This window comes from Streptomyces sp. NPDC091280 (assembly GCF_044768565.1).
Classification (GTDB): Bacteria; Actinomycetota; Actinomycetes; order Streptomycetales; family Streptomycetaceae; genus Streptomyces.
Window position 1 is genome coordinate 99,065 of sequence record NZ_JBIVUZ010000009.1, and the last position, 24,323, is coordinate 123,387.

The window sequence follows — 24,323 nt, forward strand, 5'->3', positions numbered from 1 at the left end:
TCGGGCGGCAGCGCACCAGTCTATGGCGCGCGGGCCGAGGAGCCCACGTGGGAGAGCGTGCGGGGGCCCGCAGCGCGCACCGGTCCAACGGGGGCGTACGCATATGCCCTTACGCCCCCGTTGCGTGACCAGCGGAGCGCACAGGCGTTGGTCAAGAAAGAGTTGACCACTTTGGGCCGTACGCACGCGGCCCGATCCTTTTCATCGCCGGTTCGAGAGGCTTGTTCATGGCCGACCACGCAACCCACGACGCCCAGGCTCGGGCCAGCCTGCACTTGCTGGTGCGGGACATCGAGCGGGTCCGCCGGCAGGTGGACGCACTGCGCACGCTCACCGCCCAGCTGGGCAACGTCTACCGCCCGCGCCGCTCCGGCCCCTCCACGGGCTTCGTCGTCTACGGACGCGCTCCCGCCCCGACGGTCCGTCTCGCGCAGGAACTGCGGGACAGTGTCGAGACCCTGGTCACGGCCGCCGTGGACTTCGACCGCTCGCTCGGCTTCTCGTGGGACGCGGTGGGCTCGGCCCTCGGGGTCACCAAGCAGGCGGTGCACCGCCGCTACGGCGCGCGCCGCGCCGCGACCCAGGCGGCGGCCGACGCCGAACGCACGACGGAGGCGGCGACCGCCCGCCCGGTCACCGTGAACACGGGCCTCCCCACGATGCCCGCCCTGCCCACGGTCCCGGCGGCCCGCTCCATGCCGACCCAGCCGACAGCGGGCAGCCCCACCCTCCGGGACGAGGTCAGGCCCACCGCCTTCCCGGGCCCGCGCAACGGCTGAGCCCCGACCGATCCTTGTCTGCCTCCCGGACGACAACCGGGAGGCAGCCGCACGCCAGGGGCATGAACACCGACCGCTGACCGCCGACGGCAAGGACCCCCACGGCGCCCCCAAAGGGGAACCCGGGCGGCGTCTCGACAGGCCGAAGCCTGACCAGCCGCAATCAGACCAACCACCTTCAGGTCGACCGCAGTCGGGCAGGCAGTAGAACAGACGGTGCGCGGGTCAGAGAAGATCCACGGTCGCCCGAAGACCGAGGCCTGTCACCCGACGTCCGCCGGATCCACCCGCCGCCAGACACTCGCCGCTCGCCACCCGGCACCCGGCACCCGGCACCCGATGTCCGGTGGATTCACCCACCGCCCGACAACCGTCCCTCGCCACCCGACCCCGGCCACCCGCCAGCCACCACCCACCACCCGTCACTCCCCGCCCGTCACCCGATATCCGGCGGATCCACCCGCACCCGCACCACATCCCCCCCACCCCGAGCCGTCCGAGCGGCCTGTGCCCCCTTCAACGCGGCGGCCAACGCCCCTCCGCTCCCCGGCCGCACCCGGATCAACGCGCGCTCCCACCGCTCCCCCACCGGTGGCGCCCCCACCCGGCGAGGCCCCCCGGCCTGCACGACCGGCACCGGCACGGGTCCCAACACCTCAGCGTCCGGCGGCAGTTCGACAGCGGCGAGGAACTCCGCGACGGCCTCCCCCACCCCCGCCACGGCGGCCATGCGGGACACCGGCGGAAATCCCAGCTCCGCCCGCTCGGCGAGTTCCCGCACCGCGTGCCCCACGGGGTCCCACCGCACCAGGGCCTGCACGGGCCGCAAGGTGGGCTCGGCGACCACGACGACGGTTCCCCCGGCCCCCTGCGGCCGGACCAGCGAACCCGCCGCGATCCACCGCCGCAACGCGTCCTCCCCGGCGCGCAGATCGGGCCGCCCGAGCATGGCCCAACCGTCCAGCAGCAGGGCCGCCGCGTACCCGCCCTCGGCGACCGGCTCGGCCCCCGGTGTGCTCACGACCAGCGCGGGAGTCCCCGGCACGGTGTCGAGCACCTGCTCCCGCCCGGACGTCCGCACCGGCACCGCCGGAAACGCCCGCCCCAACTCCTCGGCCGTCCGCCGCGCCCCCACGACCTGGGCCCGCAGCCGGAACCCCCCGCACTCGGGACAGTGCCAGGAGTTCTCCTCGACCCCGCACCAGCCGCAGCGCAGCACACCCGCGTCCTGCGCCTCCAACGGCCCCGCGCAGTGCCGACACCGCGCGGCGGCCCGGCACTGCGCGCACGCCATCCGCGGCACGTACCCGCGCCGAGGCACCTGCACCAGCACGGGACCGTGCTTCAGCCCCTCCCGCACGGCCTGCCAGGCGAGCGTCGGCAACCGGGCCGCCCGCGCCGCCTCGTCCCGCGCCAGGTCGCCGTCCCCCACGGTCCGTACGAGCGGCGCGGCCAGCCGCACCTGGTCGCGCGAGGCGACCAAGGGCCGCGCCCACCCGCTCTCCACGAGCTGCGCGGCCTCCACCGTGCAACTCCAACTCCCCAGCAGGAAACCGCACTTGTCCTGGGCGGCGCGCAGCAGCAGCACCTCCCGCGCATGCGGCTGCGGCGCGTGTCGTTCGCTGTGGCTGTCGTCCCCGTCGTCCCAGATCACGACGAGCCCCAGATCCTGGACCGGCGCGAACATCGCGGCCCGTGTCCCGACCACCGCCCGCACCGAGCCCCGTCGCACGGCCAGCCACTGCCGGTACCGCTTCTCGGGCCCGGCGTCGGCGGTGAGCAGCGCGTGCCGCCCCTGCCCCAGCAGGGCGGTCAACGCGGCGTCGACCCGCCCGGCGGCCCGCCCGTCCGGTACGACGACGAGCGCGCCGCGCCCGGAGGCGAGCGTCGCGGCGACGGCCCGCGCGATCTCGTCGCTCCACTCCGGCCCAGGCAAGGCGTTCCACACCGCGCGCGGCGCGCCCCCCGAGGCCAGCGCCTCCAGGAACCCGGTCCCGCGCTCGTACCGCGCCCAGGACCGCGCGTCCGGCACCCCGGGCGGCGGCAAGGGCGCGGGCGACGGCTTCTGCTCGGCCCGTGCGCTGCGCGGCGGCACGGCCAGTTGCAGCACATCGGCGAGACTCCCCGCGTAGCGGTCGGCGACGGACCGCGCGAGGTTGAGCAGTTCGGCGCTCAGCACCGGTTCCGGTGACACGACCTGCGCGAGCGCGGCGAGCGGCCCGGAGTAGTCCGACTGCGCGAGGCGCTCGACGAGGAACCCGTCGATCAGCCCCCCGCCCTCCCGCCGCCCGTCCCGCACCCGATGCCGCCCGGCCCCGAACCGCACCCGCACCCGCACCCCGGGCTGCGCGTCGGCGTCGAGTTCGGCGGGCACGGCGTAGTCGAAGTACCGGTCGAGATGCAGCACCCCTTTGTCGACGAGCACCCGCGCGACGGGCAACTCCCCGGCCAGCGCGGCCCCCCGCCATGTCCGCGGCTTCGCCTTCGCCCCCTTCGCCTGCCGCACACTCTCCCGAATCAGCGCAAGCTGCTCGGGCGGCGCACCCTCCGCCCCGCCGTCCCGTTCCCCGTCCGCGCTGCTCACGCCTGCATTCTTACCAAACGGGACTGACAACGGCCGCCGACCGCCGTGCGCCCAGGGGTGCCTAGGTCGTGTCCGCGAAGTCCCGTCGTCCGCCCGGAGGGCGGGCCTCGCGGCGTCCGGTGCGTGCGATCGGTGCGCCGCCCGGAAGCCCTCGTACTGGACATACTTGGGCTTTCGGGCGGTGCGGCGAGCGTGCGTGCCGGGCGTCGCGAGGCAGGCGGGACTTCGCGGACACGGCCTAGGCCCCGCCGAGCGCCTGGACGACGAGCTGCTCGGCGAAGGCCATGTCGTCGTCCGGGTCGCCGTCCCGGAAGCGGCCCCCGGCCTCCGAGGCGGCGAACCCGAGCATGAACGTGGACAGCAGCCGCTCGACCTGCGGAATCCGCTCCTCCGCGACTCCGGCCGCGTGCAGGGCGTCGTAGACCGCGTTCCGTGGCCGGAAGGCCTCCGGGGTGGCGGCCGGACGCTGGAAGAGGAGCAGGAACAGATCGGGGTGGCGCCGGGCGGTGGTCCGCATGCTGCTCGCGAGCACGCGCAGTTGCTCACGCCAGCCGAGTCCGGGAGCCGGCACCTCGATCTCCAGGAGCAGCCGCTCGACCAGGCCGTCGAGGAGTCCCTGTTTGTCGCCGACGTGCCGGTAGAGCGTCATCGGGTTGACGTCGAGTTCCTGCGCGACGGCCCGCATGGTGACGGCGGGCAGCCCTTTCCGGGTCGCCAACTCCCATGTCACGTCGAGCACTTGATCACGACTGATGCGCCGTGGCGTCACTTGACATCCTCCCTCGAAGCTACGTATACAGAGTATACGTATACGTTGTATATATCGAGGGAGTGGCCATGCTGACCGTCAGCGGCCTGCGCAAACGATGGGGCCCCGTCCAGGCCCTCGACGGCTTCGACCTGCGGATAGCGCCCGGCGAGATCTGCGGTCTGATCGGCCACAACGGCGCGGGCAAGACGACCTTCGCCCGCGTCGTCGCGGGCCTGGAGCGACCCGACGCGGGCTCGGTCCTGGTCGCGGGAACGGACCTCGCGACGGCCCCCCGCCCGGCACGACGCCACATCGGCCTGGCGCCCCAGGAGTTGGCCCTCTACCCCACCGCCACCCTGCGCCAGAACCTCCGCCTCTTCGGCGGCCTGGCCGGTATGAGCCGCACCGAACAGCGCTCCGAACTGCCCCTCGTAGCAGAGCAGTTGGCCTTGGCCGACGTACTCGACCGCCCGATCGCGACCCTCTCCGGCGGCCAACAGCGCCGCGCGCAGGCCGCCACCGTGCTGCTCCCCCGCCCCCGCGTGCTGCTCCTCGACGAGCCCACCGTCGGCGCCGACCCCACCACCCGCGAAGCGCTGCTACGACTCGTCAGGACCCGCGCCGACGAGGGCGCCGCCATCTGCTACACCACGCACTACCTGCCGGAGTTGGAGGACCTTGGCGCCACCCTCGCGGTCGCCGCGGCCGGCCGGGTGATCGCCCGCGGCGACCGGGCCGACCTCCTGGACGGCCTGCCCGGCGAGGTGACGGTGACCTTCACCGGCCCCGTGCCCGAACACCTCGCCCCGACCTCGACCACCCCCGGGGAACTGCGTTTCAGCACCACGGACCCGGCCCGCTCCCTGGCCCGGCTCCTGCGCGACCTGGGCCCCGACACCACCCGGGTCCGCTCGGCCGCGGTCCGCGAACCCTCCCTCGACGACCTCTACCGAAGCCTGGCCGCCGACCGACTCCCCGCGGAGACCCGCCATGCGGTCTGAACCCGCCCCTGCCACGGCCCGCCGCACCTGGGCGATGACCCGCCACACCGTCGTCCTGTTGGTCCGCGACCCGGGAACCCCGCTCGCCTACACCGTTATGTCCCTGGTCCTCCTGAGCGTCCTCCACCCAGTCTACGACCGCCTGGCCGGCCCCGCCGTACCGGGCATCGTCCAGGCCGCTCCCGGCATCGCGGTGATGTTCACCCTGCTCGCCCTGGACGTGGCCGGCCAACTCCTGCTCTCCGAACGCACCTGGCGCACCTGGGACCGCCTGCGCGCGGGCCCCGCGAGCCCCACCACCGTCCTCACCGGCAAGACCCTGCCGCTCATGGCCCTGTTCCTGGCCCAGCAGGCCATCCTCTTCCTCTTCGCGACCGCGGCCTTCGGCTTCCCCCTCACGGCAGGCACCTGGCGCCTCCCCCTGCTGGCCCTCCTCTGGGCGGCCTGCGTCACCTCGTGCGGCCTGGCCCTCGGCGTCCACGCCCGCAGCCAGGGCCAACTGGCCGCCGCCTCCGACATAGGCGCCCTCACGATCACCTGCCTCAGCGGCTGCCTGGTCCCCCTCACCGTCCTCCCCCACTGGGTCTCCACCGTCGCCCCGGCGACACCGGGTTACTGGGCACTGCACGGCTTCCAGGCCGCCGTTCTCGGCGACACCACCGCCTACGCGCACGCGGCGGCGGTGATCGCGGCGATCACGGCGGCGGCCCTTTGGAGTGCCGTCCGCGGGACCCGCCGCTGACCCGGCCGCCGGAAAACGCCGAGGCCCGGCTCCCCCAAAGGGAAACCGGGCCCCGCGACAACGATCAGGACCTACAGCCCCGCAGCCTTCCGCAGTGCCTCCACCCGGTCCGTGCGCTCCCACGTGAAGTCGGGGATCTCGCGGCCGAAGTGGCCGTACGCGGCGGTCTGGGAGTAGATCGGGCGCAGAAGGTCGAGGTCGCGGATGATGGCGGCCGGGCGGAGGTCGAAGACCTCGTCGATCGCCTTCTCGATGCGGTCGGTGTCGACCTTGGCGGTGCCGAAGGTCTCGACGAACAGGCCCACCGGCTCGGCCTTGCCGATCGCGTACGCGACCTGGACCTCGCAGCGCGAGGCGAGGCCCGCGGCGACGACGTTCTTCGCGACCCAGCGCATCGCGTACGCGGCGGAGCGGTCCACCTTGGAGGGGTCCTTGCCGGAGAACGCGCCGCCGCCGTGGCGGGCCATGCCGCCGTAGGTGTCGATGATGATCTTGCGGCCGGTCAGGCCGGCGTCGCCCATCGGGCCGCCGATCTCGAAGCGACCGGTGGGGTTGACGAGCAGGCGGTAGCCGTCGGTGTCGAGCTTGATGCCCTCGTCCAGGAGCGCCTTCAGCTCGGCCTCGACCACGAACTCGCGGATGTCGGGGGCGAGCAGCGACTCCAGGTCGATGTCGGACGCGTGCTGCGAGGAGACGACGACCGTGTCGAGGCGGACGGCCTTGTCGCCGTCGTACTCGATGGTGACCTGGGTCTTGCCGTCGGGGCGCAGGTACGGGATGGTCCCGTTCTTGCGGACCTCGGAGAGGCGCTTGGCGAGGCGGTGGGCCAGGAAGATCGGGAGCGGCATCAGCGTCGGCGTCTCGTCCGTCGCGTAGCCGAACATCAGGCCCTGGTCGCCGGCGCCCTGCTTGTCGAGCTCGTCCCCTTCGTCACCCGCGGCGGCACCCTCGACCCGCTTCTCGTACGCCGTGTCGACACCCTGCGCGATGTCCGGGGACTGCGCGCCGATGGACACCGAGACACCGCAGGAGGCGCCGTCGAAGCCCTTCTTGGAGGAGTCGTAGCCGATCTCCAGGATCTTGTCGCGGACGAGCTGCGCGATGGGCGCGTAGGTCTTGGTGGTGACCTCGCCGGCCACGTGCACCTGGCCGGTGGTGATCAGCGTCTCGACGGCGACCCGGGAGGTCGGGTCCTCCCGCAGAAGCGCATCGAGAATGGTGTCGCTGATCTGGTCAGCGATCTTGTCGGGGTGACCTTCGGTCACGGACTCCGAGGTGAAAAGACGACGGGACACAACGCTCCCTGAGGTTGCAGCGGCTGCTGGCTGATCATTGGCGGACGGGACGGGAGCTGCGCCCGACGTCGTCCGAGAACAGTTTATCGGTCGCGGCCCACAGACGGTCCCCCTGTCTCGTCTCTCGGGAAGCGCTGTGACCTGCGGCACGCGCATTTTGCCGAATGCCGAGTGCCGTTGGCCAGAGCCGCCACGCGCGAATGTCAGGTTTCAGCGAACTGTCAGACCGCTGAAACAAATCAGGCGAGCCGCTGTGCGACCAGGTCCCAGACGGTCTCGGCCAGGGCTTCCTTCGGTCCGTGGGGCACCGCGGTCTCGCTGCCGTCGGCACCGAGCACGACGGCCTCGTTCTCCTCGGAACCGAAGGTCATACGCTCGCCCACCTCGTTCACCACCAGCAAATCGCATCCCTTGCGCGCCAGTTTGGTGCGTCCGTTGGCGAGGACGTCGTCCGTCTCGGCGGCGAATCCGACGACCACCTGTCCGGGCCGGGCGCGGTCGGCGGAGATCTCCGCGAGGATGTCCGGATTACGTACCAGGACGATGGGCTCGGGCTCCTTGTCGTCCTTCTTCTTGATCTTCCCGGTGGCGTACTCGGCCGGGCGGAAGTCCGCGACCGCCGCGGCCATGACGACCGCGTCGGCGTCCGCGGCGGCCTTGAGCACCGCGTCACGCAGCTGTACGGCGGTGCCGACCCGGACCACGTCGACGCCCGCCGGGTCGGGCAGTGCCGTGTTCGCCGCTAGGAGGGTGACCCGGGCGCCCCGGGCGGCGGCGGTGCGCGCGAGGGCGTACCCCTGCTTGCCGGAGGAGCGGTTGCCGAGGAAGCGGACGGGGTCGAGGGGCTCGCGGGTGCCGCCGGCGCTGACGACGACGTGCCGACCCTTGAGGTCGGGCTCGGTGACGCCCCGGGCGGAACCGCGCCTTCTCAGAACGTGGCGGCAGACCTCGAAGATCTCGGTGGGGTCGGGCAGCCGGCCCTTGCCGGTGTCGACGCCGGTGAGGCGGCCGACGGCCGGTTCGATCACGAGGGCGCCGCGGCGGCGCAGTGTCGCCACGTTCTCCTGGGTGGCCGGGTGTTCCCACATCTCGGTGTGCATGGCGGGCGCGAAGACGACCGGACAGCGGGCGGTGAGGAGGGTGTTGGTGAGGAGGTCGTCGGCGAGGCCGTGGGCCGCCTTGGCCAGTGTGTCCGCCGTGGCGGGCGCCACGACCACGAGGTCGGCGCCCTGGCCGATGCGCACGTGCGGGACCTCGTGGACGTCGTCCCACACCTCGGTGGAGACGGGGTGCCCGGAGAGCGCGGACCAGGTGGCGGCGCCGACGAAGTGCAGGGCGGAGGCGGTGGGGACGACCCGGACGTCGTGCCCCGACTCCGTCAGTCGGCGCAGCAGCTCGCACGCCTTGTACGCGGCGATGCCACCGCTGACTCCCAGGACGACCTTCGGCTTGTCCACGTCTCTCCCCGAGTTCGGAAACGTACGTATCCATGACACACCACAGGCCCGGCAGTCGCGCTGCCGGGCCTGTGGAGAGAACTGTCGCGACTCAGGTCGCGGGGCCCTCGACGGCCTCGGAGGTCAGCAGACCCGCGTTGATCTCGCGCAGGGCGATGGAGAGCGGCTTCTCGTGGACGTGCGTGTCGACGAGCGGGCCGACGTACTCCAGCAGGCCCTCACCGAGCTGCGAGTAGTACGCGTTGATCTGACGGGCGCGCTTGGCGGCGTAGATCACGAGGCTGTACTTCGAATCGGTGGCCTCAAGGAGCTCGTCGATCGGAGGGTTGATGATGCCCTCGGGAGCGGTGATGGAAGAGGACACGCTCTGCCTTCCGAAAGATGGGATGAGATCGGAAAAACGATCACACAACTTCCATCAAGGCTAGCAGCTCGCGCGCCACGTCCTCGACGGAGGTGTTGACCAGGGTCGCGTCGAACTCGGGCTCGGCCGCCAGTTCGACCTTCGCCGCGTCCAGGCGGCGTTCGATGACCTCGGGCGGTTCGGTGCCCCGTCCGGTGAGTCTGCGCACCAGCTCCTCCCAGGAGGGGGGAGCCAGGAACACCGAGTGGGCCTCCGCCATGGAGTCGCGGACCTGCCGGGCGCCCTGGAGGTCGATCTCCAGCAGCACCGGCACACCGGACTCCAGGTGCTCCAGCACGGCGTTACGGGGCGTGCCGTAGCGGTTGCCCGCGAACTCGGCCCACTCCAGCAGCTCGCCGTTGGCGATCAGCTTGTCCATCTCCTCGTCGCTGACGAAGAAGTAGTGGACCCCGTGCTTCTCACCGGGGCGGGGCTTGCGGGTCGTCGCCGACACCGAGAGCCAGACCTCGGGGTGTTCCTTGCGCATATGAGCGACGACCGTGCTCTTGCCGACCCCTGAGGGGCCGGAGAGCACGGTCAGCCGCGGACGTTCACTCATGCAGCGATTATTCCAGCAATCCCGGGGTGCCCGGGACTCAAGAGCCGGTGCTGCCGAACTCACGCTCCAGGGAGGCGATCTGGTTGGAGCCGAGGCCACGCACCCGGCGGCTCTCGGAGATGCCGAGTCGCTCCATGATCTGCTTGGCGCGGACCTTGCCCACGCCAGGCAGGGACTCAAGCAGGGCGGAGACCTTCATCTTGCCGATGACGTCGTTCTCCTGGCCCTGCTTGATGACGTCATGCAGGGAGGCGCCGGAGTGCTTGAGTCGATTCTTGACCTCGGCCCGCTCCCGGCGAGCCGCGGCGGCCTTTTCGAGCGCGGCTGCGCGCTGTTCAGGGGTAAGGGGCGGAAGAGCCACGCCTACGTCACCTCGGATGTCGAACTGTCGGATACGGACCGGTGAGGAACCTAGTCGCCCCACACCTGGGGAGCTACGAGCAACACGCTCGCCCGTTAACTCTGCTCGGAGACTAGCGGCCAGGGGCGCCAGAGTCAGCGAGAACAGAGGAAAAGTCCTGGTCAGCCTGCGCCAGGCCGGACATTTCCGACATAACGCCCCGGATTTGAGGATGTATTCAGACTCAAGCCACTCCGGATCCGGTCGTCGAACCACTCATCGGAGGACTCGATCGACCCGTTCGAACACCTCAGACGGTCGCAAAGGCGACGCGGATCTCCTCCGCGAAGCGGTCCGAGGCCGCCCGGAGCGCTCCCGCGTCCGGACCGTGACGTAGAACACCTCGGCTCACGTTCGGCACCACATTGCGCAGCACCGACCCGAAAACCCCGGGAAGATCGGCCGGAGTGGCCCCCTGCGCGCCGATGCCGGGCGCGAGAATCGGACCGTTCACGGCGAGGTCGTACGACGACAGGTCGCCCAGGGTCGCGCCGACCACGGCCCCGAAGGACCCCAGCGGCTCCTCCCCCGCGTTCTCGGCGGCCAGGTGGGCCAGCATGGTCGCTCCGACGTTACGGCCGTCCGCGCGGACCGCGTGCTGCACCTCGCCGCCCTCCGGGTTGGAGGTCAGCGCGAGCACGAAGAGGCCGGCTCCGCTCTGCCGGGCCAGTTCGACCGCCGGGGCGAGCGAGCCGTAGCCGAGGTAGGGCGAGACGGTCAGCGCGTCGGAGAACAGCGGGGAGTCCTTGCGGAGGAAGGACTCGGCGTAGGCCGCCATGGTCGAGCCGATGTCGCCGCGCTTGGCGTCCATCACGACCAGTGCTCCGGCCGCCCGCGCCTCCTCGACGGACTTCTCCAGGACGGCGATCCCGCGCGAGCCGAAGCGCTCGAAGAAGGCGCTCTGCGGCTTGAGGACGGCGACCCGGTCGGCGAGCGCCTCGACGACCGTGCGGCTGAACCGCTCCAGGCCCGCGATGTCGTCGTCGAGGCCCCAGTCCGCGAGCAGCGAGGCGTGCGGGTCGATGCCGACGCAGAGGGGGCCGCGTTCGTCCATGGCCGCGCGGAGGCGGGCACCGAAGGGTTCCAGGGGGCTCATACCGGCTGCTTCCTCACGTCGGCGCCGACCGCGTCGGCGAGGGTGGCGTACGGGCTGGTGCGCAGGCGCGCGGCGAGGCCCTTGTGGACGGCGCGGCCCCAGAAGGGGCCCTCGTAGACGAAGGCGCTGTAGCCCTGCACGAGCGTGGCGCCGGCGAGGATGCGCTGCCAGGCGTCCTCGGCGTTCTCGATGCCGCCGACGCCCACCAGGGTGATGCGGTCGCCCACGCGCGCGTAGAGGCGGCGCAGTACCTCCAGGGAGCGGGCCTTCAGGGGTGCTCCGGAGAGTCCGCCGGTCTCCTTGACGAGGGCGGGTTCGGACGTCAGGCCGAGGCCCTCGCGCGCGATGGTGGTGTTGGTGGCGATGATGCCGTCCAGGCCGAGTTCGACGGCGAGGTCGGCGACCGCGTCCACGTCCTCGTCGGCGAGGTCCGGGGCGATCTTCACCAGGAGCGGGACGCGGCGGTCGGTCACCGCGCGGTCGGCGGCCTCGCGGACGGCGGTCAGCAGCGGGCGCAGCGCCTCGGTCGCCTGGAGGTTGCGCAGTCCGGGCGTGTTGGGCGAGGACACGTTGACGACGAGATAGTCGGCGTGCCGGGCGAGTCGCTCGGTCGACTTCACATAGTCGCCGACGGCCTCCTCCTCGGGGACGACCTTGGTCTTGCCGATGTTGACGCCGACGACGGTCCTGAAGACCGCCTCGCGGGCCTCCAGGCGGGCCGCCACGGAGGCGGAGCCCTCGTTGTTGAAGCCCATGCGGTTGATCAGCGCGCGGTCCGGCACCAGGCGGAACAGCCGCTTCTTGGGGTTGCCGGGCTGCGGCTCGCCGGTGACCGTGCCGATCTCGACGTGGTCGAAGCCGAGCATCGACATGCCGTCGATCGCGACGGCGTTCTTGTCGAAGCCGGCCGCGAGCCCGAACGGGCCGTGCATCCGCAGCCCGAAGGCCTCGGTGCGCAGTTCCTCGAAGCGGGGCGCGAGCGCGGCGGCGAGGAACGTGCGCAGGACGGGGACGCGGGCGGCCAGCCGGATCCAGCGGAAGGCGAGGTGGTGGGCCCGCTCCGGGTCCATCCGTTTGAAGACGAGGTTGAAGAAGATCTTGTACATGGTGTCCTCACGAAGAGGGGGACACCGTTTCCGGTGTCCCCCTCTTCGGCTGCTAGTCGCGGGCCGCGGTCAGGTGCTGGGCGTGTTCCTGGAGTGAACGCACGCCCACGTCACCGTGGTTGAGGGCATCGATGCCCTGGACGGCGGCGGCGAGCGCCTGGACCGTCGTCAGGCACGGGACCGACCGGGCCACGGCCGCCGTACGGATCTCGTAGCCGTCGAGGCGGCCTCCGGTGCCGTACGGGGTGTTGACGATGAGGTCGACCTCGCCGTCGTGGATGAGCTGGACGATGGTCCGCTCGCCGTTCGGGCCGACGCCCTCGGACTGCTTGCGGACGACCGTGGCGTTCAGGCCGTTGCGCTTGAGGACCTCGGCGGTGCCGGAGGTGGCGAGCAGCTCGAAGCCGTGGGCGACCAGTTCGCGCGCCGGGAAGATCATCGAGCGCTTGTCGCGGTTGGCGACCGAGATGAACGCGCGGCCCTTGGTGGGCAGCGGGCCGTAGGCGCCCGCCTGGGACTTGGCGTACGCCGTGCCGAAGACGGAGTCGATGCCCATGACCTCGCCGGTGGAGCGCATCTCCGGGCCGAGGACCGTGTCGACGCCCCGCCCGTGGATGTCGCGGAAGCGCGACCACGGCATGACGGCCTCCTTGACGGAGATCGGCGCGTCCAGCGGGAGTTCGCCGCCGTCGCCGTGGGCCGGGAGCAGCCCCTCGGCGCGCAGTTCGGCGACGGTCGCGCCCAGGGAGATGCGGGCGGCGGCCTTCGCGAGCGGTACCGCGGTCGCCTTCGAGGTGAAGGGGACTGTACGGGACGCGCGCGGGTTGGCCTCCAGGACGTAGAGGATGTCACCGGCCAGCGCGAACTGGATGTTGATCAGGCCGCGCACGCCGACGCCCTTGGCGATGGCCTCGGTCGACGTCCGCAGGCGCTTGATGTCGAAGCCGCCCAGGGTGATCGGGGGCAGGGCGCACGCCGAGTCGCCGGAGTGGATGCCGGCCTCCTCGATGTGCTCCATGACACCGCCGAGGTACAGCTCGTGGCCGTCGTAGAGCGCGTCGACGTCGATCTCGATGGCGTCGTCCAGGAAGCGGTCGACCAGGACCGGCCGCGAGGGGCTGATCTCGGTGGACTCGGCGATGTACGACTCCAGGCGGGTCTCGTCGTAGACGATCTCCATGCCGCGTCCGCCGAGGACGTAGGAGGGGCGGACGAGGACCGGGTAGCCGATCTCGTCGGCGATGGCCTTGGCGCCGACGAAGGTGGTCGCGGTGCCGTGCTTGGGGGCGGGCAGGCCCGCCTCGGCGAGGACCTGGCCGAAGGCGCCGCGGTCCTCGGCGGCGTGGATCGCCTCGGGGGACGTGCCGACGACGGGTACGCCGTTGTCCTTGAGTGCCTGCGAGAGGCCGAGCGGGGTCTGGCCGCCGAGCTGGACGACGACGCCCGCGACCGGGCCCGCCTGCTGCTCGGCGTGGACGATCTCCAGCACGTCTTCGAGCGTGAGCGGCTCGAAGTACAGGCGGTCGGAGGTGTCGTAGTCCGTGGAGACGGTCTCGGGGTTGCAGTTGACCATCACGGTCTCGTAGCCCGCGTCGCTGAGCGCGAAGGAGGCGTGGACGCAGGAGTAGTCGAACTCGATGCCCTGGCCGATGCGGTTGGGGCCCGACCCCAGGATGATGACCGCGGGCTTCTCGCGCGGGGCGACCTCGTTCTCCTCGTCGTAGGACGAGTAGAAGTACGGCGTCTTCGCGGCGAACTCGGCGGCGCAGGTGTCGACGGTCTTGTAGACCGGGCGGATGCCGAGCGCGTGCCGGACCTCGCGGACGACGTCCTCGCGCAGGCCGCGGATCTCGCCGATCTGCTGGTCGGAGAAGCCGTGCCGCTTGGCCTCGGCCAGCAGCTCCGGGTCGAGCTTGGCGGCGGCGGCCAGCTCTTCGGCGATCTCGTGGATGAGGAAGAGCTGGTCGACGAACCAGGGGTCGATCTTCGTGTACTCGAAGACCTCCTCCTGGGTGGCACCCGCGCGGATGGCCTGCATGACGGTGTTGATCCGGCCGTCGGTGGGCCGTACGGCCTCTTCGAGGAGCTGGGTCTTGTCGCCGGGGTCGCCGACGAAGGTGAACTGGCTGCCCTTCTTCTCCAGGGAGCGCAGCGCCTTCTGGAAGGCCTCGGTGAAGTTGCGGCCGATGGCCATGGCCTCGCCGACCGACTTCATGGTGGTGGTGAGGGTGGAGTCGGCGCTCGGGAACTTCTCGAAGGCGAACCGCGGGGCCTTCACGACGACGTAGTCGAGGGTCGGCTCGAAGGAGGCCGGGGTCTCGCGCGTGATGTCGTTCGGGATCTCGTCCAGGGTGTAGCCGACGGCCAGCTTGGCGGCGATCTTGGCGATCGGGAAGCCGGTCGCCTTGGAGGCGAGGGCCGAGGAGCGGGACACGCGCGGGTTCATCTCGATGACGATGACGCGGCCGTCGACCGGGTCGATCGCGAACTGGATGTTGCAGCCGCCGGTGTCGACGCCCACCTCGCGGATGATCGCGATGCCGATGTCCCGCAGGTTCTGGTACTCGCGGTCGGTCAGCGTCATCGCCGGGGCGACGGTGATCGAGTCGCCGGTGTGCACGCCCATGGGGTCGAAGTTCTCGATGGAGCAGACGACCACGACGTTGTCGTTCTTGTCGCGCATCAGCTCCAGCTCGTACTCCTTCCAGCCGAGGATGGACTCCTCCAGGAGCACCTCGGTGGTGGGAGACAGGGTGAGGCCCTGGCCGGCGATGCGGCGCAGCTCCTCCTCGTCGTGCGCGAAGCCGGAGCCCGCGCCGCCCATGGTGAAGGAGGGGCGGACGACGACCGGGTAGCCGCCGAGGGTCTCGACACCCTGGATGACGTCGTCCATGGAGTGGCAGATCACCGAGCGGGCGGACTCGCCGTGGCCGATCTTCCGGCGGACGGCCTCGACGACGCCCTTGAAGAGGTCGCGGTCCTCGCCCTTGTTGATGGCCTCGACGTTGGCGCCGATCAGCTCGACGCCGTACTTGTCGAGGGTCCCGGCCTCGTGCAGCGAGATGGCCGTGTTGAGGGCCGTCTGACCGCCCAGGGTGGGCAGCAGGGCGTCCGGGCGCTCCTTGGCGATGATCTTCTCGACGAAGTCCGGGGTGATCGGCTCGACGTAGGTCGCGTCGGCGATCTCCGGGTCGGTCATGATCGTCGCCGGGTTGGAGTTGACCAGGATGACGCGGATGCCTTCGGCGCGCAGGATGCGGCAGGCCTGGGTGCCGGAGTAGTCGAACTCGGCGGCCTGGCCGATGACGATCGGGCCGGAGCCGATGACCAGGACGGACTGGATATCGGAGCGCTTAGGCACGCTGGCCCTCCATGAGAGATACGAAGCGGTCGAACAGGTAGGCGGCGTCGTGCGGGCCCGCTGCCGCTTCGGGGTGGTACTGGACGCTGAAGGCCGGCCGGTCCAGGAGCTGGAGTCCCTCGACGACCTGGTCGTTGAGGCAGACGTGGGAGACCTCGGCGCGGCCGTAGGGGGTCTCGGAGACCTGGTCCAGGGGCGCGTCGACGGCGAAGCCGTGGTTGTGCGCGGTGACCTCGACCTTGCCGGTCGTACGGTCCTGGACGGGCTGGTTGATGCCCCGGTGGCCGTACTTCAGCTTGTAGGTGCCGAAGCCGAGGGCGCGGCCGAGGATCTGGTTGCCGAAGCAGATGCCGAAGAGCGGGGTGCCGCGCTCCAGGACGGCCCGCATGACCGAGACCGGGTGGTCGGCGGTGGCCGGGTCGCCCGGGCCGTTGGAGAAGAACACGCCGTCCGGCTGGACCGCGTAGACGTCCTCGGCGGTCGCGGTGGCCGGCAGGACGTGCACCTCGATGCCGCGCTCGGCCATGCGGTGCGGGGTCATGCCCTTGATGCCCAGGTCGACGGCGGCGACGGTGTACTTCTTCTCGCCGATCGCGGGGACGACGTACGTCTCCTTGGTGGCGACCTCCGCCGACAGGTCGGCGCCCGTCATCTCGGGGGCCTGGCGCACCTCGGCGAGCATCGCGTCGTCGTCGGGCAGCGCGGTGCCGGAGAAGATGCCGACGCGCATCGCGCCGCGCTCGCGCAGATGGCGGGTGAGCGCGCGGGTGTCGACGCCGGAGATCCCGACGACGCCCTGGTTGCGCAGTTCCTCGTCGAGGGAGCGGCGGGAGCGCCAGTTGGAGGGCACGCGCGCGGGGTCGCGCACCACGTAACCGGCCACCCAGATGCGGGCCGACTCCGGGTCCTCGTCGTTGACCCCGGTGTTGCCGACGTGCGGGGCGGTCATCACGACGACCTGGCGGTGGTACGACGGGTCGGTCAGGGTCTCCTGGTAGCCGGTCATGCCGGTGGAGAACACGGCCTCGCCGAAGGTCACCCCCACGGACCCGTAGGCACGGCCGCGGAAGATCCGGCCGTCCTCCAGGACGAGTACGGCGGGAACCTTGTCGGCTCCCCTGGTGGAGGTGGTCATCGTGCGCCTTCCGTGTCGGTCTTTTCGAGACTCTTGTTGATCATGCTGTTGAGGGCGTCGACCCACTCGCCGTGCTCGGCCGCGGTGTCGGACCGGAACCCGGAGTCAATCAGCCGGTCGCCGTGCTCCCACGTCACGACCAGCAGTCCGCCCTCGCTGAGCACCTTCCCGGCGATTCCCTTGCCGAGCAGGGCCTCGCGCAGCGCGCCGGCCGGGATGAAGAAGTCGGTGGCTCCCGGCCGTACGACGTCCAGTCCCGCGTCCGTCAGGGTGAGCTCGACCCGGCTGCGCGTGCCCAGGCCGTGCGCCACGATGCGGTCGAGCCACTGCCCGGCGGTGGTGGAGCCGTGGTAGCGACCGCTCATCGTCAGTCTCGCCGGACCGGGGTCGGACGGCGCGTCGGGCAGCTCGGCCAGATCGCCCTGGAGGGTGCCGCGCCACTTCCAGCCCTCGCGCATCAGCCAGTAGACGAGCGCGACGAACAGGGCGAGCCCGACGAGCCAGCCGATACGGGCCGCCCAGTCGGTGACCGGGGCGGACTTCTCCCCGGCCGCGAGGTGGGTCAGTTGCAGTGGTGTCACGTGAGCTTCCCGTCGACGAGCGTGGCCTTGCCCCGGAGCCAGGTGTGCGTCACTCGGCCCGGCAGCTCACGCCCCTCGTACGGGGTGTTGCGACTGCGCGAAGCGAAGCCCGCGGGGTCCACCGACCCACGGTATTCCGTGTCGACGAGCGTGAGGTTGGCGGGCTCACCAGCCGAGACGGGGCGGCCGTGCCCCACCGCCCGCCCGATCTCGGCGGGCTTGGCGGACATGCGCTCGGCGACCCCGGCCCAGGTGAGGAGCCCGGTGTCCACCATGGTCTCCTGCACCACTGACAACGCGGTCTCCAGGCCGACCATCCCCATGGCGGCGGCGGCCCACTCGCAGTCCTTGTCCTCGTGCGGGTGCGGGGCGTGGTCGGTGGCGACGATGTCGATCGTGCCGTCGGCGAGCGCCTCGCGCAGGGCGAGGACGTCCCGCTCGGTGCGCAGCGGCGGGTTGACCTTGTAGACGGGGTTGTAGGAGCGCACCAGCTCATCCGTGAGGAGGAGGTGGTGCGGGGTGACCTCGGCGGTCACGTCGATGCCCCGGGACTTGGCCCAGCGGACGATCTCCACGGAGCCCGCGGTCGAGAGGTGGCAGATGTGGACGCGGGAGCCGACGTGCTCGGCGAGCAGGACATCCCGGGCGATGATCGATTCTTCGGCCACCGCGGGCCAGCCGCCGAGCCCGAGTTCGGCCGAGACGACACCCTCGTTCATCTGGGCGCCCTCGGTGAGGCGCGGCTCCTGCGCGTGCTGGGCGACGACTCCCCCGAAGGCCTTCACGTACTCCAGGGCGCGGCGCATGATCACGGCGTCGTCGACGCACTTGCCGTCGTCGGAGAAGACGGTGACCCCGGCGGCCGACTCGTGCATGGCGCCCAGCTCGGCGAGCTTCTTGCCCTCCAGGCCGACCGTGACGGCGCCGATGGGCTGCACATCGCAGTAGCCGTGCTCCCGGCCGAGCCGGTAGACCTGCTCGACCACACCGGCGGTGTCGGCCACGGGGAAGGTGTTGGCCATGGCGAACACGGCCGTGTAACCGCCGCTGGCGGCGGCCTGCGTGCCGGTCAGCACGGTCTCGGAGTCCTCACGGCCGGGCTCGCGCAGATGGGTGTGCAGGTCGACGAGACCGGGCAGCAGCACCTTGCCGCCGGCCTCCACGACCTCGGCGCCCTCGGCGCTCAGCCCGGTGCCCACCTCGGAGATCGTGTCCCCGTCGATCAGCACGTCCTGCGGCTCGCCGCCGAGGACCTTCGCACCACGGATCAGGATCTTGCTCATGTGACTCACTTCTCCTCGATGCGGGTGTGGCTGACGGCGGGTTCGTTGCCGCCCAGAAGCAGATAGAGCACGGCCATCCGGATGGACACTCCGTTTGCGACCTGCTCGACGACGGTGCAGCGGTCGGAGTCGGCGACCTCGGCGGTGATCTCCATGCCCCGGACCATCGGGCCGGGGTGCATCACGATCGCGTGCTCGGGCATCTTCGCCATGCGGTCGCCGTCGAGGCCGTAGCGCCGCGAGTACTCGCGCTCGGTCGGGAAGAACGCCGCGTTCATGCGCTCGCGCTGCACGCGCAGCAGCATCACCGCGTCGGACTTGGAGAGCGTGCTGTCGAGGTCGTACGACACCTCGCAGGGCCAGGACTCGACGCCGACCGGCACCAGGGTCGGCGGGGCGACGAGGGTGACGTCGGCGCCGAGGGTGTGCAGCAGGTCGACGTTCGAGCGGGCGACGCGGCTGTGCAGGATGTCGCCGACGAGCGTGATCCGCTTGCCGGCCAGGTCCTGGCCGAGCCCGGCGTCGCGGCCGACGAGCCGGCGGCGCATGGTGAACGCGTCGAGCAGGGCCTGCGTCGGGTGCTGGTGGGTGCCGTCCCCGGCGTTGATGACGGCCGCGTCGATCCACCCGGAGGTGGCGAGCCGGTAGGGCGCCCCGGAGGCCCCGTGCCGGATGACGACCGCGTCGACGCCCATGGCCTCCAGGGTCTGCGCGGTGTCCTTCAGGGACTCGCCCTTGGAGACGCTCGACCCCTTGGCGGTGAAGTTGATGACGTCGGCGGAGAGGCGCTTCTCGGCGGCTTCGAAGGAGATCCGCGTGCGCGTGGAGTCCTCGAAGAAGAGGTTGACGACGGTACGGCCGCGCAGGGTCGGCAGTTTCTTGATCGGCCGGTCGGCGACCCGGGCCATCTCCTCGGCGGTGTCGAGGATCAGGACGGCGTCGTCGCGGGTGAGGTCGGCGGCCGAGATGAGATGACGCTGCATCTGTCAGGCTCCGTAAGGCAGTTCACGAAAGAGGGAGATTCCGGGCAGTCGGGGGCACGCCGAACCGGCGCACACCGCTCGGGCTGCTACGGGGTCTGCTTGGCGCCGAGCAGCACGGTGTCGCGACCGTCCTCCTCGGCGAGCTGGACCTTGACCGTCTCCCGCAGCGACGTGGGGAGGTTCTTGCCGACGTAGTCGGCGCGGATGGGCAGTTCGCGGTGGCCTCTGTCGACGAGGACCGCGAGCTGCACCGCGCGGGGGCGCCCGATGTCGTTCAGGGCGTCCAGGGCGGCGCGGATGGTGCGGCCGGAGAAGAGCACGTCGTCGACGAGGACGACGAGACGGCCGTCGATGCCGTCACCGGGGATGTCGGTGCGGGCCAGCGCGCGCGGCGGGTGCATGCGCAGGTCGTCGCGGTACATCGTGATGTCGAGGGAGCCGACCGGGATCTTGCGGTCGGTGATCTCTTCGAGCTTGGCGGCGAGCCGCTGGGCGAGGAAGACGCCCCGGGTCGGAATGCCGAGGAGCACCACGTCGTCGGCGCCCTTGGCGCGCTCGACGATCTCGTGGGCGATGCGGGTCAGGACCCGCGCGATGTCGGGGGCTTCGAGAACCGGCCGGGCATCGGACTCGTACTGCTGGGTGTCCATAAGAAACGGACCTCCTTCTCCGCCTCACGGGACGGACCTTAAAGGACGTCGGAATTGCGCCATCCACGATAGCAGGCCGGGGCGACACCCCTGATCACCCCTATGGAGTAATCAGCCACCACGGGCACGGAACGCCCGGTGCGGACCATTCGGCTTGACGCGGAAGTGTAACGCTGCGTAACCTCACAGTGAGTTACGAGCCGCGCGGCGCGGGAACACCGTTGCCGCGTCGACACAGTGTCCGGGGAGCTATATGTCCAGCGAATACGCCAAACAGCTCGGGGCCAAGCTCCGGGCCATCCGCACCCAGCAGGGCCTTTCCCTCCACGGTGTCGAGGAGAAGTCCCAGGGACGCTGGAAGGCGGTCGTGGTCGGGTCGTACGAGCGCGGCGACCGTGCCGTGACCGTGCAGCGCCTCGCCGAGCTGGCGGACTTCTACGGGGTTCCGGTGCAGGAGCTGCTGCCGGGCACCACGCCGGGCGGGGCCGCCGAGCCGCCGCCGAAGCTGGTCCTGGACCTGGAGCGGCTGGCCCACGTGCCCGCCGAGAAGGCCGGCCCCCTCCAGCGGTACGCGGCCACGATCCAGTCCCAGCGCGGCGACTACAACGGCAAGGTGCTCTCGATCCGCCAGGACGACCTGCGCACACTCGCCGTCATCTACGACCAGTCGCCCTCGGTCCTCACCGAGCAGCTGATCAGCTGGGGTGTGCTGGACGCGGACGCGCGTCGCGCGGTCTCCCACGAGGAGAACTGAGCCGCTCCCACCTCAGCAGAAACGTGCCGCCGGGATGGCCGGAACTTCACCGTTCCGACCGTCCCGGCGGCTTTCTGCGGTCCTCGTGGGCCGCGGACCCGGGATACGCCAGGGGGCCCGCAGCGCTCATGCTGCGGGCCCCCTGGCGAATGCCTGCCTCTTACGCCTCGTCGCGGCGCAGCGAGGGCTTCAGGTCCTTGAACCGGCCCAGCAGGCCGTTGACGAACGAGGGCGACTCGTCCGTCGAGAACTCCTTGGCCAGCTGCACCATCTCGTCGAGGACGACGGCGTCCGGGGTCTCGTCCGCCCAGATCAGCTCGTAGGCGCCGAGGCGCAGGATGTTGCGGTCCACCACGGGCATGCGGTCCAGCGTCCAGCCGACCGAGTACTGCGCGATCAGCTCGTCGATGCGGCGCGCGTGCCGCGCGTACCCCTCGACCAGCTCCATCGTGTACTCGCTGACCGGCGGCTGCCGGGTGTCGTCCCGGGAGAGCCGGATCCAGTCCGCGAGAACGGTCTGGACACCGACTCCGCGCTGGTCGCCCTCGAAGAGGATCTGGAAGGCGCGCTTGCGGGCCGTATTGCGGGCAGCCACGGTTAGCTGTTCACCCGGCCGAGGTAGTCGCTGGAGCGGGTGTCGACCTTGATCTTCTCACCGGTGGTGATGAAGAGCGGGACCTGGATCTGGTAGCCGGTCTCCAGGGTGGCGGGCTTGGTGCCACCGGTGGAGCGGTCGCCCTGGACGCCGGGCTCGGTCTCCTGGATGGTCAGCTCGACGGCGGCGGGCAGCTCGACGAAGAGCACCTCGCCCTCGTGCTGGGCGACCGTGGCGGTGAAGCCCTCGATCAGGAAGTTGGCGGCGTCGCCGACGGCCTTGCGGTCGACCATGAGCTGGTCGTAGGTCTCCATGTCCATGAAGACGAAGTACTCGCCGTCCATGTACGAGAACTGCATGTCGCGCTTGTCGACAGTGGCCGTCTCGACCTTGACGCCGGCGTTGAACGTCTTGTCGACGACCTTGCCGGAGAGCACGTTCTTGAGCTTGGTGCGCACGAAGGCAGGGCCCTTGCCGGGCTTGACGTGCTGGAACTCGACGACGGACCAGAGCTGGCCCCCGTCGAGCTTGAGCACCAGGCCGTTCTTGAGGTCGTTCGTGGAAGCCACGGTTGCGGAATCTCCTGGACTGACGTGGACGACCACGGGACACGCGCACAGCTCGGAAGAGCTAGAGCGCGAGCAGCTCCTTGGTCGTGATGGTGAGTAGCTCGGGTCCGCCGTCCGCCTCAGGGCGTACGACGAGCGTGTCATCGATCCGGACACCGCCCCGGCCCGGGAGGTGGACCCCCGGTTCGACGGTGACCGGCACGCAAGCGTCCAGTTTACCCATGGCCGCGGGGGCCAACTGCGGGTCCTCGTCGATTTCGAGTCCGACGCCGTGGCCGGTGAGGGGTGCGAGGCCCTGTGAGTGCCCCGCGGAGTCCAGTACCTGGCGGGCCGCGCGGTCCACGTCGCGGTAGGCGGCGCCGGGGGTCAGGGACTCCCGTGCGGCGCGCTGGGCGGCGAAGACGAGGTCGTACAGCTCGATCTGCCAGTCGGCGGGCGAGGTCCCGATGACGAACGTACGGCCGATCTCGCAGCGGTAGCCGCGGTAGGTGGCGCCGAGGCAGACGGAGAGGAAATCTCCTTCCTCCACCCGGCGGTCGGTCGGCCGGTGACCGCGCCGGCCGGAGTGCGGGCCGGTCGCGACGGAGGTGGCGAAGGCGGGGCCGTCCGCGCCGTGGTCGACGAGCCGCCGTTCCAGTTCGAGGGCGAGATGGCGTTCGGTGCGGCCGACGAGGATCGACTCCAGCAGCTCGCCGAGGGCCTGGTCGGCGATCTCGGCGGCGATTCTCAGACAGGAGATCTCCTCCTCGTCCTTGACGACCCGCAGCTGTTCGGCCGCGCCGCCGATGTCGGTGAGGCGGAGCGCGGGGGCGACCGAGCGGAGGGCCCGGTGGCGGGTCACGGTGAGGTGGTGCTCCTCGACGGCCATGGACTCGGCGCCCTGTGCCGCGGCGAGGTCGGTGGCGGCCACGGCCGGGTCGCCGTCCGGGCCGGGGAGGGTGTGGAGGCGCAGCGTCTCGTCGGGGCGGCCCTCGCCTCCGGCGGGGCGGTCGTCGAGCGGGCCCGTGAGGACCAGCAGGTCTTCGGTCCTGCCCAGCAGCAGAACGGTGCCCTGCGGGGCGGGGCCGGCCAGGTAGCGCACGTTGGCCGGGTGGGTGACCAGGGCGGATTGGCTGCCGCCGGCTTGGGCGCGTTCCCTCAGCCTCGCTCGGCGGGCTGCGTAGACCTCTGACATGAGACGAGCGTAGGAGCGGTGGCCGAAATGTGCCGGTCGGGAGAGTGCCGTTCGGGGGACTGAGCATGTATTTCGGCTGCGGGCCGATAGGGGCTGGTCGCGCAGTTCCCCGCGCCCCTAAAGGCCACACGTCCCGTTGGTCACCAGCTCGGCGGGCTCGCTATCGACCTCGCCAGGACGTCGTTCAGGACCTGGGCCGTCTGCGGTACGTCCATCTGGGAGTTGTCGATGATCGGGAGGCCCGAGCCGTACCAGCCGGCCATCCGGCCGTGGATGCGGGCGACCTCCTCGTCGGTGAGGCGGCGGTTGCCGGAGCGTTCGGCGTTGCGTTCCAGGACTATTTCCAGGCCGGGGAGGAGGACGACCGGCAGGAGGCCCGGCCCGACATGGCGCTTCCAGCCGCCGAGGCCGACGACCGGGCGGTCGGGGAAGACCGCGTCGTCGAGGATGCAGGAGATGCCATTGGCGAGGAAGTTACGGGCGGCGAAGCCGCAGGTGCGGCGGGCCAGCCGGTACTGCGCCTCGGAGTGGTCGTTCCAGCCCGACTGCGGGTCGGCGAAACCGGAGCGGACCCATTCACGGACGTCGTCGAGGCTGATGTGCGCGGTGGGGACCCGGCGGTGCTCCGCCCAGTACTTGGCGACGCTCGTCTTGCCCGCGCCCGCGGGGCCGATGAGCAGCACCGCGAGGGTGGTGGAGGTCGGGTCGGGGGCGGCCTGTGCGGGAGGCGCGCTCGGCATGACCACGGGCCCGCCGGGCGGCAGTTGGACATGGCCGGTGGTGTCCGGCGCGTGGCGCGGGATCGTGTACGGCATCGGCGGTGCGGCCGGCGGCGGGGGCACCGGGCCCGGAGGGGGCGGTACCGGATGCTGTCCCGTCGGCATCCAGCCGGCGGCCGGTCCCTGCCCCGGCTGGTGGGGCGGCGGCAGCGGAGGCCCCACTGCGTGCTGCATCCGGTGCCACTCCATCTCGTACGGCGATTGGCGCTGGCAGCGAGCCCGAAACCCCGCTCCCTACCGAACGGTACCTTCCCCGGCCGCCATTTGGTGAACGGCCGGGGAGGGG

23 protein-coding genes are annotated in these 24,323 nt (G+C 71.1%); 4 read left to right on the forward strand and 19 right to left on the reverse strand.

The features are described 5' to 3' along the window. Nucleotides 1-227 precede the first annotated feature (227 nt). Nucleotides 228-779 carry a hypothetical protein gene (locus ACIQPR_RS26615; RefSeq protein WP_403652953.1) on the forward strand — a complete coding sequence of 184 codons (552 nt, stop codon included), beginning with the start codon at nucleotides 228-230 and terminating at the stop codon, nucleotides 777-779. 436 nt (nucleotides 780-1,215) lie between these two features. On the opposite strand, the gene ACIQPR_RS26620 is transcribed toward ACIQPR_RS26615, so the two are convergent. Together ACIQPR_RS26620 and ACIQPR_RS26625 are read right to left on the reverse strand one after the other, a co-directional pair. Further along, nucleotides 1,216-3,363 carry a primosomal protein N' gene (locus tag ACIQPR_RS26620; protein WP_403652956.1) on the reverse strand — a complete coding sequence of 716 codons (2,148 nt, stop codon included), beginning with the start codon at nucleotides 3,361-3,363 and terminating at the stop codon, nucleotides 1,216-1,218. A 238-nt stretch (nucleotides 3,364-3,601) separates the two neighbouring features. After that, nucleotides 3,602-4,132 carry a TetR/AcrR family transcriptional regulator gene (locus ACIQPR_RS26625; protein ID WP_403652959.1) on the reverse strand — a complete coding sequence of 177 codons (531 nt, stop codon included), beginning with the start codon at nucleotides 4,130-4,132 and terminating at the stop codon, nucleotides 3,602-3,604. 68 nt (nucleotides 4,133-4,200) lie between these two features. On the opposite strand from ACIQPR_RS26625, the gene ACIQPR_RS26630 reads away from it, so the two are divergent. Beyond that, nucleotides 4,201-5,115: an ABC transporter ATP-binding protein gene (locus ACIQPR_RS26630; RefSeq protein WP_403652962.1), complete on the forward strand. Its 915-nt coding sequence runs from the start codon at nucleotides 4,201-4,203 to the stop codon at nucleotides 5,113-5,115. After that, the gene (locus tag ACIQPR_RS26635) at nucleotides 5,105-5,857 is read left to right on the forward strand and encodes an ABC transporter permease (protein WP_403652965.1); all 753 of its coding nucleotides are present in this window, start codon (nucleotides 5,105-5,107) and stop codon (nucleotides 5,855-5,857) included. The genes ACIQPR_RS26630 and ACIQPR_RS26635 overlap by 11 nt, the downstream gene beginning before the upstream one ends. A gap of 71 nt (nucleotides 5,858-5,928) precedes the next feature. On the opposite strand, the gene metK is transcribed toward ACIQPR_RS26635, so the two are convergent. The 13 genes from metK to pyrR form a co-directional block, all read right to left on the reverse strand. Further along, a complete protein-coding gene (gene metK, locus ACIQPR_RS26640; RefSeq protein ID WP_403652968.1) occupies nucleotides 5,929-7,152 on the reverse strand; it encodes a methionine adenosyltransferase in 1,224 nt (407 codons plus the stop codon). Nucleotides 7,153-7,391: 239 nt separating this feature from the next. Then, nucleotides 7,392-8,609, reverse strand: coding sequence for a bifunctional phosphopantothenoylcysteine decarboxylase/phosphopantothenate--cysteine ligase CoaBC (coaBC, locus tag ACIQPR_RS26645; RefSeq protein WP_403652972.1), 1,218 nt, complete (start codon nucleotides 8,607-8,609; stop codon nucleotides 7,392-7,394). A 91-nt stretch (nucleotides 8,610-8,700) separates the two neighbouring features. Beyond that, entirely contained in the window at nucleotides 8,701-8,973 is a 273-nt protein-coding gene (gene rpoZ, locus ACIQPR_RS26650; protein WP_019059732.1) for a DNA-directed RNA polymerase subunit omega, read from the reverse strand. A 40-nt stretch (nucleotides 8,974-9,013) separates the two neighbouring features. Beyond that, a complete protein-coding gene (gmk, locus tag ACIQPR_RS26655) occupies nucleotides 9,014-9,571 on the reverse strand; it encodes a guanylate kinase (protein WP_403652974.1) in 558 nt (185 codons plus the stop codon). Nucleotides 9,572-9,608: 37 nt separating this feature from the next. Next, nucleotides 9,609-9,932 carry an integration host factor gene (locus tag ACIQPR_RS26660; protein ID WP_019059734.1) on the reverse strand — a complete coding sequence of 108 codons (324 nt, stop codon included), beginning with the start codon at nucleotides 9,930-9,932 and terminating at the stop codon, nucleotides 9,609-9,611. Between the two features lie 289 nt (nucleotides 9,933-10,221). Next, nucleotides 10,222-11,067, reverse strand: a complete 846-nt coding sequence (gene pyrF, locus ACIQPR_RS26665; protein WP_403652977.1) for an orotidine-5'-phosphate decarboxylase — start codon at nucleotides 11,065-11,067, stop codon at nucleotides 10,222-10,224. Then, nucleotides 11,064-12,173 carry a quinone-dependent dihydroorotate dehydrogenase gene (locus ACIQPR_RS26670; protein ID WP_403652980.1) on the reverse strand — a complete coding sequence of 370 codons (1,110 nt, stop codon included), beginning with the start codon at nucleotides 12,171-12,173 and terminating at the stop codon, nucleotides 11,064-11,066. Before ACIQPR_RS26670 ends, pyrF begins: the two co-directional genes overlap by 4 nt. Before the next feature lie 52 nt (nucleotides 12,174-12,225). Beyond that, entirely contained in the window at nucleotides 12,226-15,534 is a 3,309-nt protein-coding gene (gene carB, locus ACIQPR_RS26675; RefSeq protein WP_403652983.1) for a carbamoyl-phosphate synthase large subunit, read from the reverse strand. After that, the gene (gene carA / locus ACIQPR_RS26680) at nucleotides 15,527-16,669 is read right to left on the reverse strand and encodes a glutamine-hydrolyzing carbamoyl-phosphate synthase small subunit (protein ID WP_403652986.1); all 1,143 of its coding nucleotides are present in this window, start codon (nucleotides 16,667-16,669) and stop codon (nucleotides 15,527-15,529) included. The genes carB and carA overlap by 8 nt, the downstream gene beginning before the upstream one ends. Then, on the reverse strand, nucleotides 16,666-17,250 hold the full coding sequence (locus ACIQPR_RS26685) for a hypothetical protein (protein ID WP_403652990.1): 585 nt from the start codon (nucleotides 17,248-17,250) through the stop codon (nucleotides 16,666-16,668). The genes carA and ACIQPR_RS26685 overlap by 4 nt, the downstream gene beginning before the upstream one ends. Next, on the reverse strand, nucleotides 17,247-18,533 hold the full coding sequence (locus ACIQPR_RS26690) for a dihydroorotase (protein WP_403652992.1): 1,287 nt from the start codon (nucleotides 18,531-18,533) through the stop codon (nucleotides 17,247-17,249). Before ACIQPR_RS26690 ends, ACIQPR_RS26685 begins: the two co-directional genes overlap by 4 nt. 5 nt (nucleotides 18,534-18,538) lie before the next feature. Then, nucleotides 18,539-19,516, reverse strand: a complete 978-nt coding sequence (locus tag ACIQPR_RS26695; protein ID WP_403652995.1) for an aspartate carbamoyltransferase catalytic subunit — start codon at nucleotides 19,514-19,516, stop codon at nucleotides 18,539-18,541. A gap of 86 nt (nucleotides 19,517-19,602) precedes the next feature. Beyond that, nucleotides 19,603-20,166: a bifunctional pyr operon transcriptional regulator/uracil phosphoribosyltransferase PyrR gene (pyrR, locus tag ACIQPR_RS26700; RefSeq protein WP_200712615.1), complete on the reverse strand. Its 564-nt coding sequence runs from the start codon at nucleotides 20,164-20,166 to the stop codon at nucleotides 19,603-19,605. Nucleotides 20,167-20,419: 253 nt separating this feature from the next. On the opposite strand from pyrR, the gene bldD reads away from it, so the two are divergent. Beyond that, on the forward strand, nucleotides 20,420-20,920 hold the full coding sequence (gene bldD, locus ACIQPR_RS26705) for a transcriptional regulator BldD (protein ID WP_019059743.1): 501 nt from the start codon (nucleotides 20,420-20,422) through the stop codon (nucleotides 20,918-20,920). Between the two features lie 160 nt (nucleotides 20,921-21,080). On the opposite strand, the gene nusB is transcribed toward bldD, so the two are convergent. The 4 genes from nusB to ACIQPR_RS26725 all read right to left on the reverse strand — a co-directional run bounded on the left by nusB (nucleotide 21,081) and on the right by ACIQPR_RS26725 (nucleotide 24,211). Continuing rightward, nucleotides 21,081-21,515 carry a transcription antitermination factor NusB gene (nusB, locus tag ACIQPR_RS26710; protein WP_403652999.1) on the reverse strand — a complete coding sequence of 145 codons (435 nt, stop codon included), beginning with the start codon at nucleotides 21,513-21,515 and terminating at the stop codon, nucleotides 21,081-21,083. A gap of 2 nt (nucleotides 21,516-21,517) precedes the next feature. Further along, entirely contained in the window at nucleotides 21,518-22,084 is a 567-nt protein-coding gene (efp, locus tag ACIQPR_RS26715; protein ID WP_043683951.1) for an elongation factor P, read from the reverse strand. Nucleotides 22,085-22,145: 61 nt separating this feature from the next. Continuing rightward, on the reverse strand, nucleotides 22,146-23,258 hold the full coding sequence (locus ACIQPR_RS26720) for a M24 family metallopeptidase (RefSeq protein ID WP_403653003.1): 1,113 nt from the start codon (nucleotides 23,256-23,258) through the stop codon (nucleotides 22,146-22,148). A 140-nt stretch (nucleotides 23,259-23,398) separates the two neighbouring features. Beyond that, nucleotides 23,399-24,211, reverse strand: coding sequence for a Pro-rich N-terminal domain-containing protein (locus ACIQPR_RS26725; RefSeq protein WP_403653006.1), 813 nt, complete (start codon nucleotides 24,209-24,211; stop codon nucleotides 23,399-23,401). Nucleotides 24,212-24,323 lie beyond the last annotated feature (112 nt).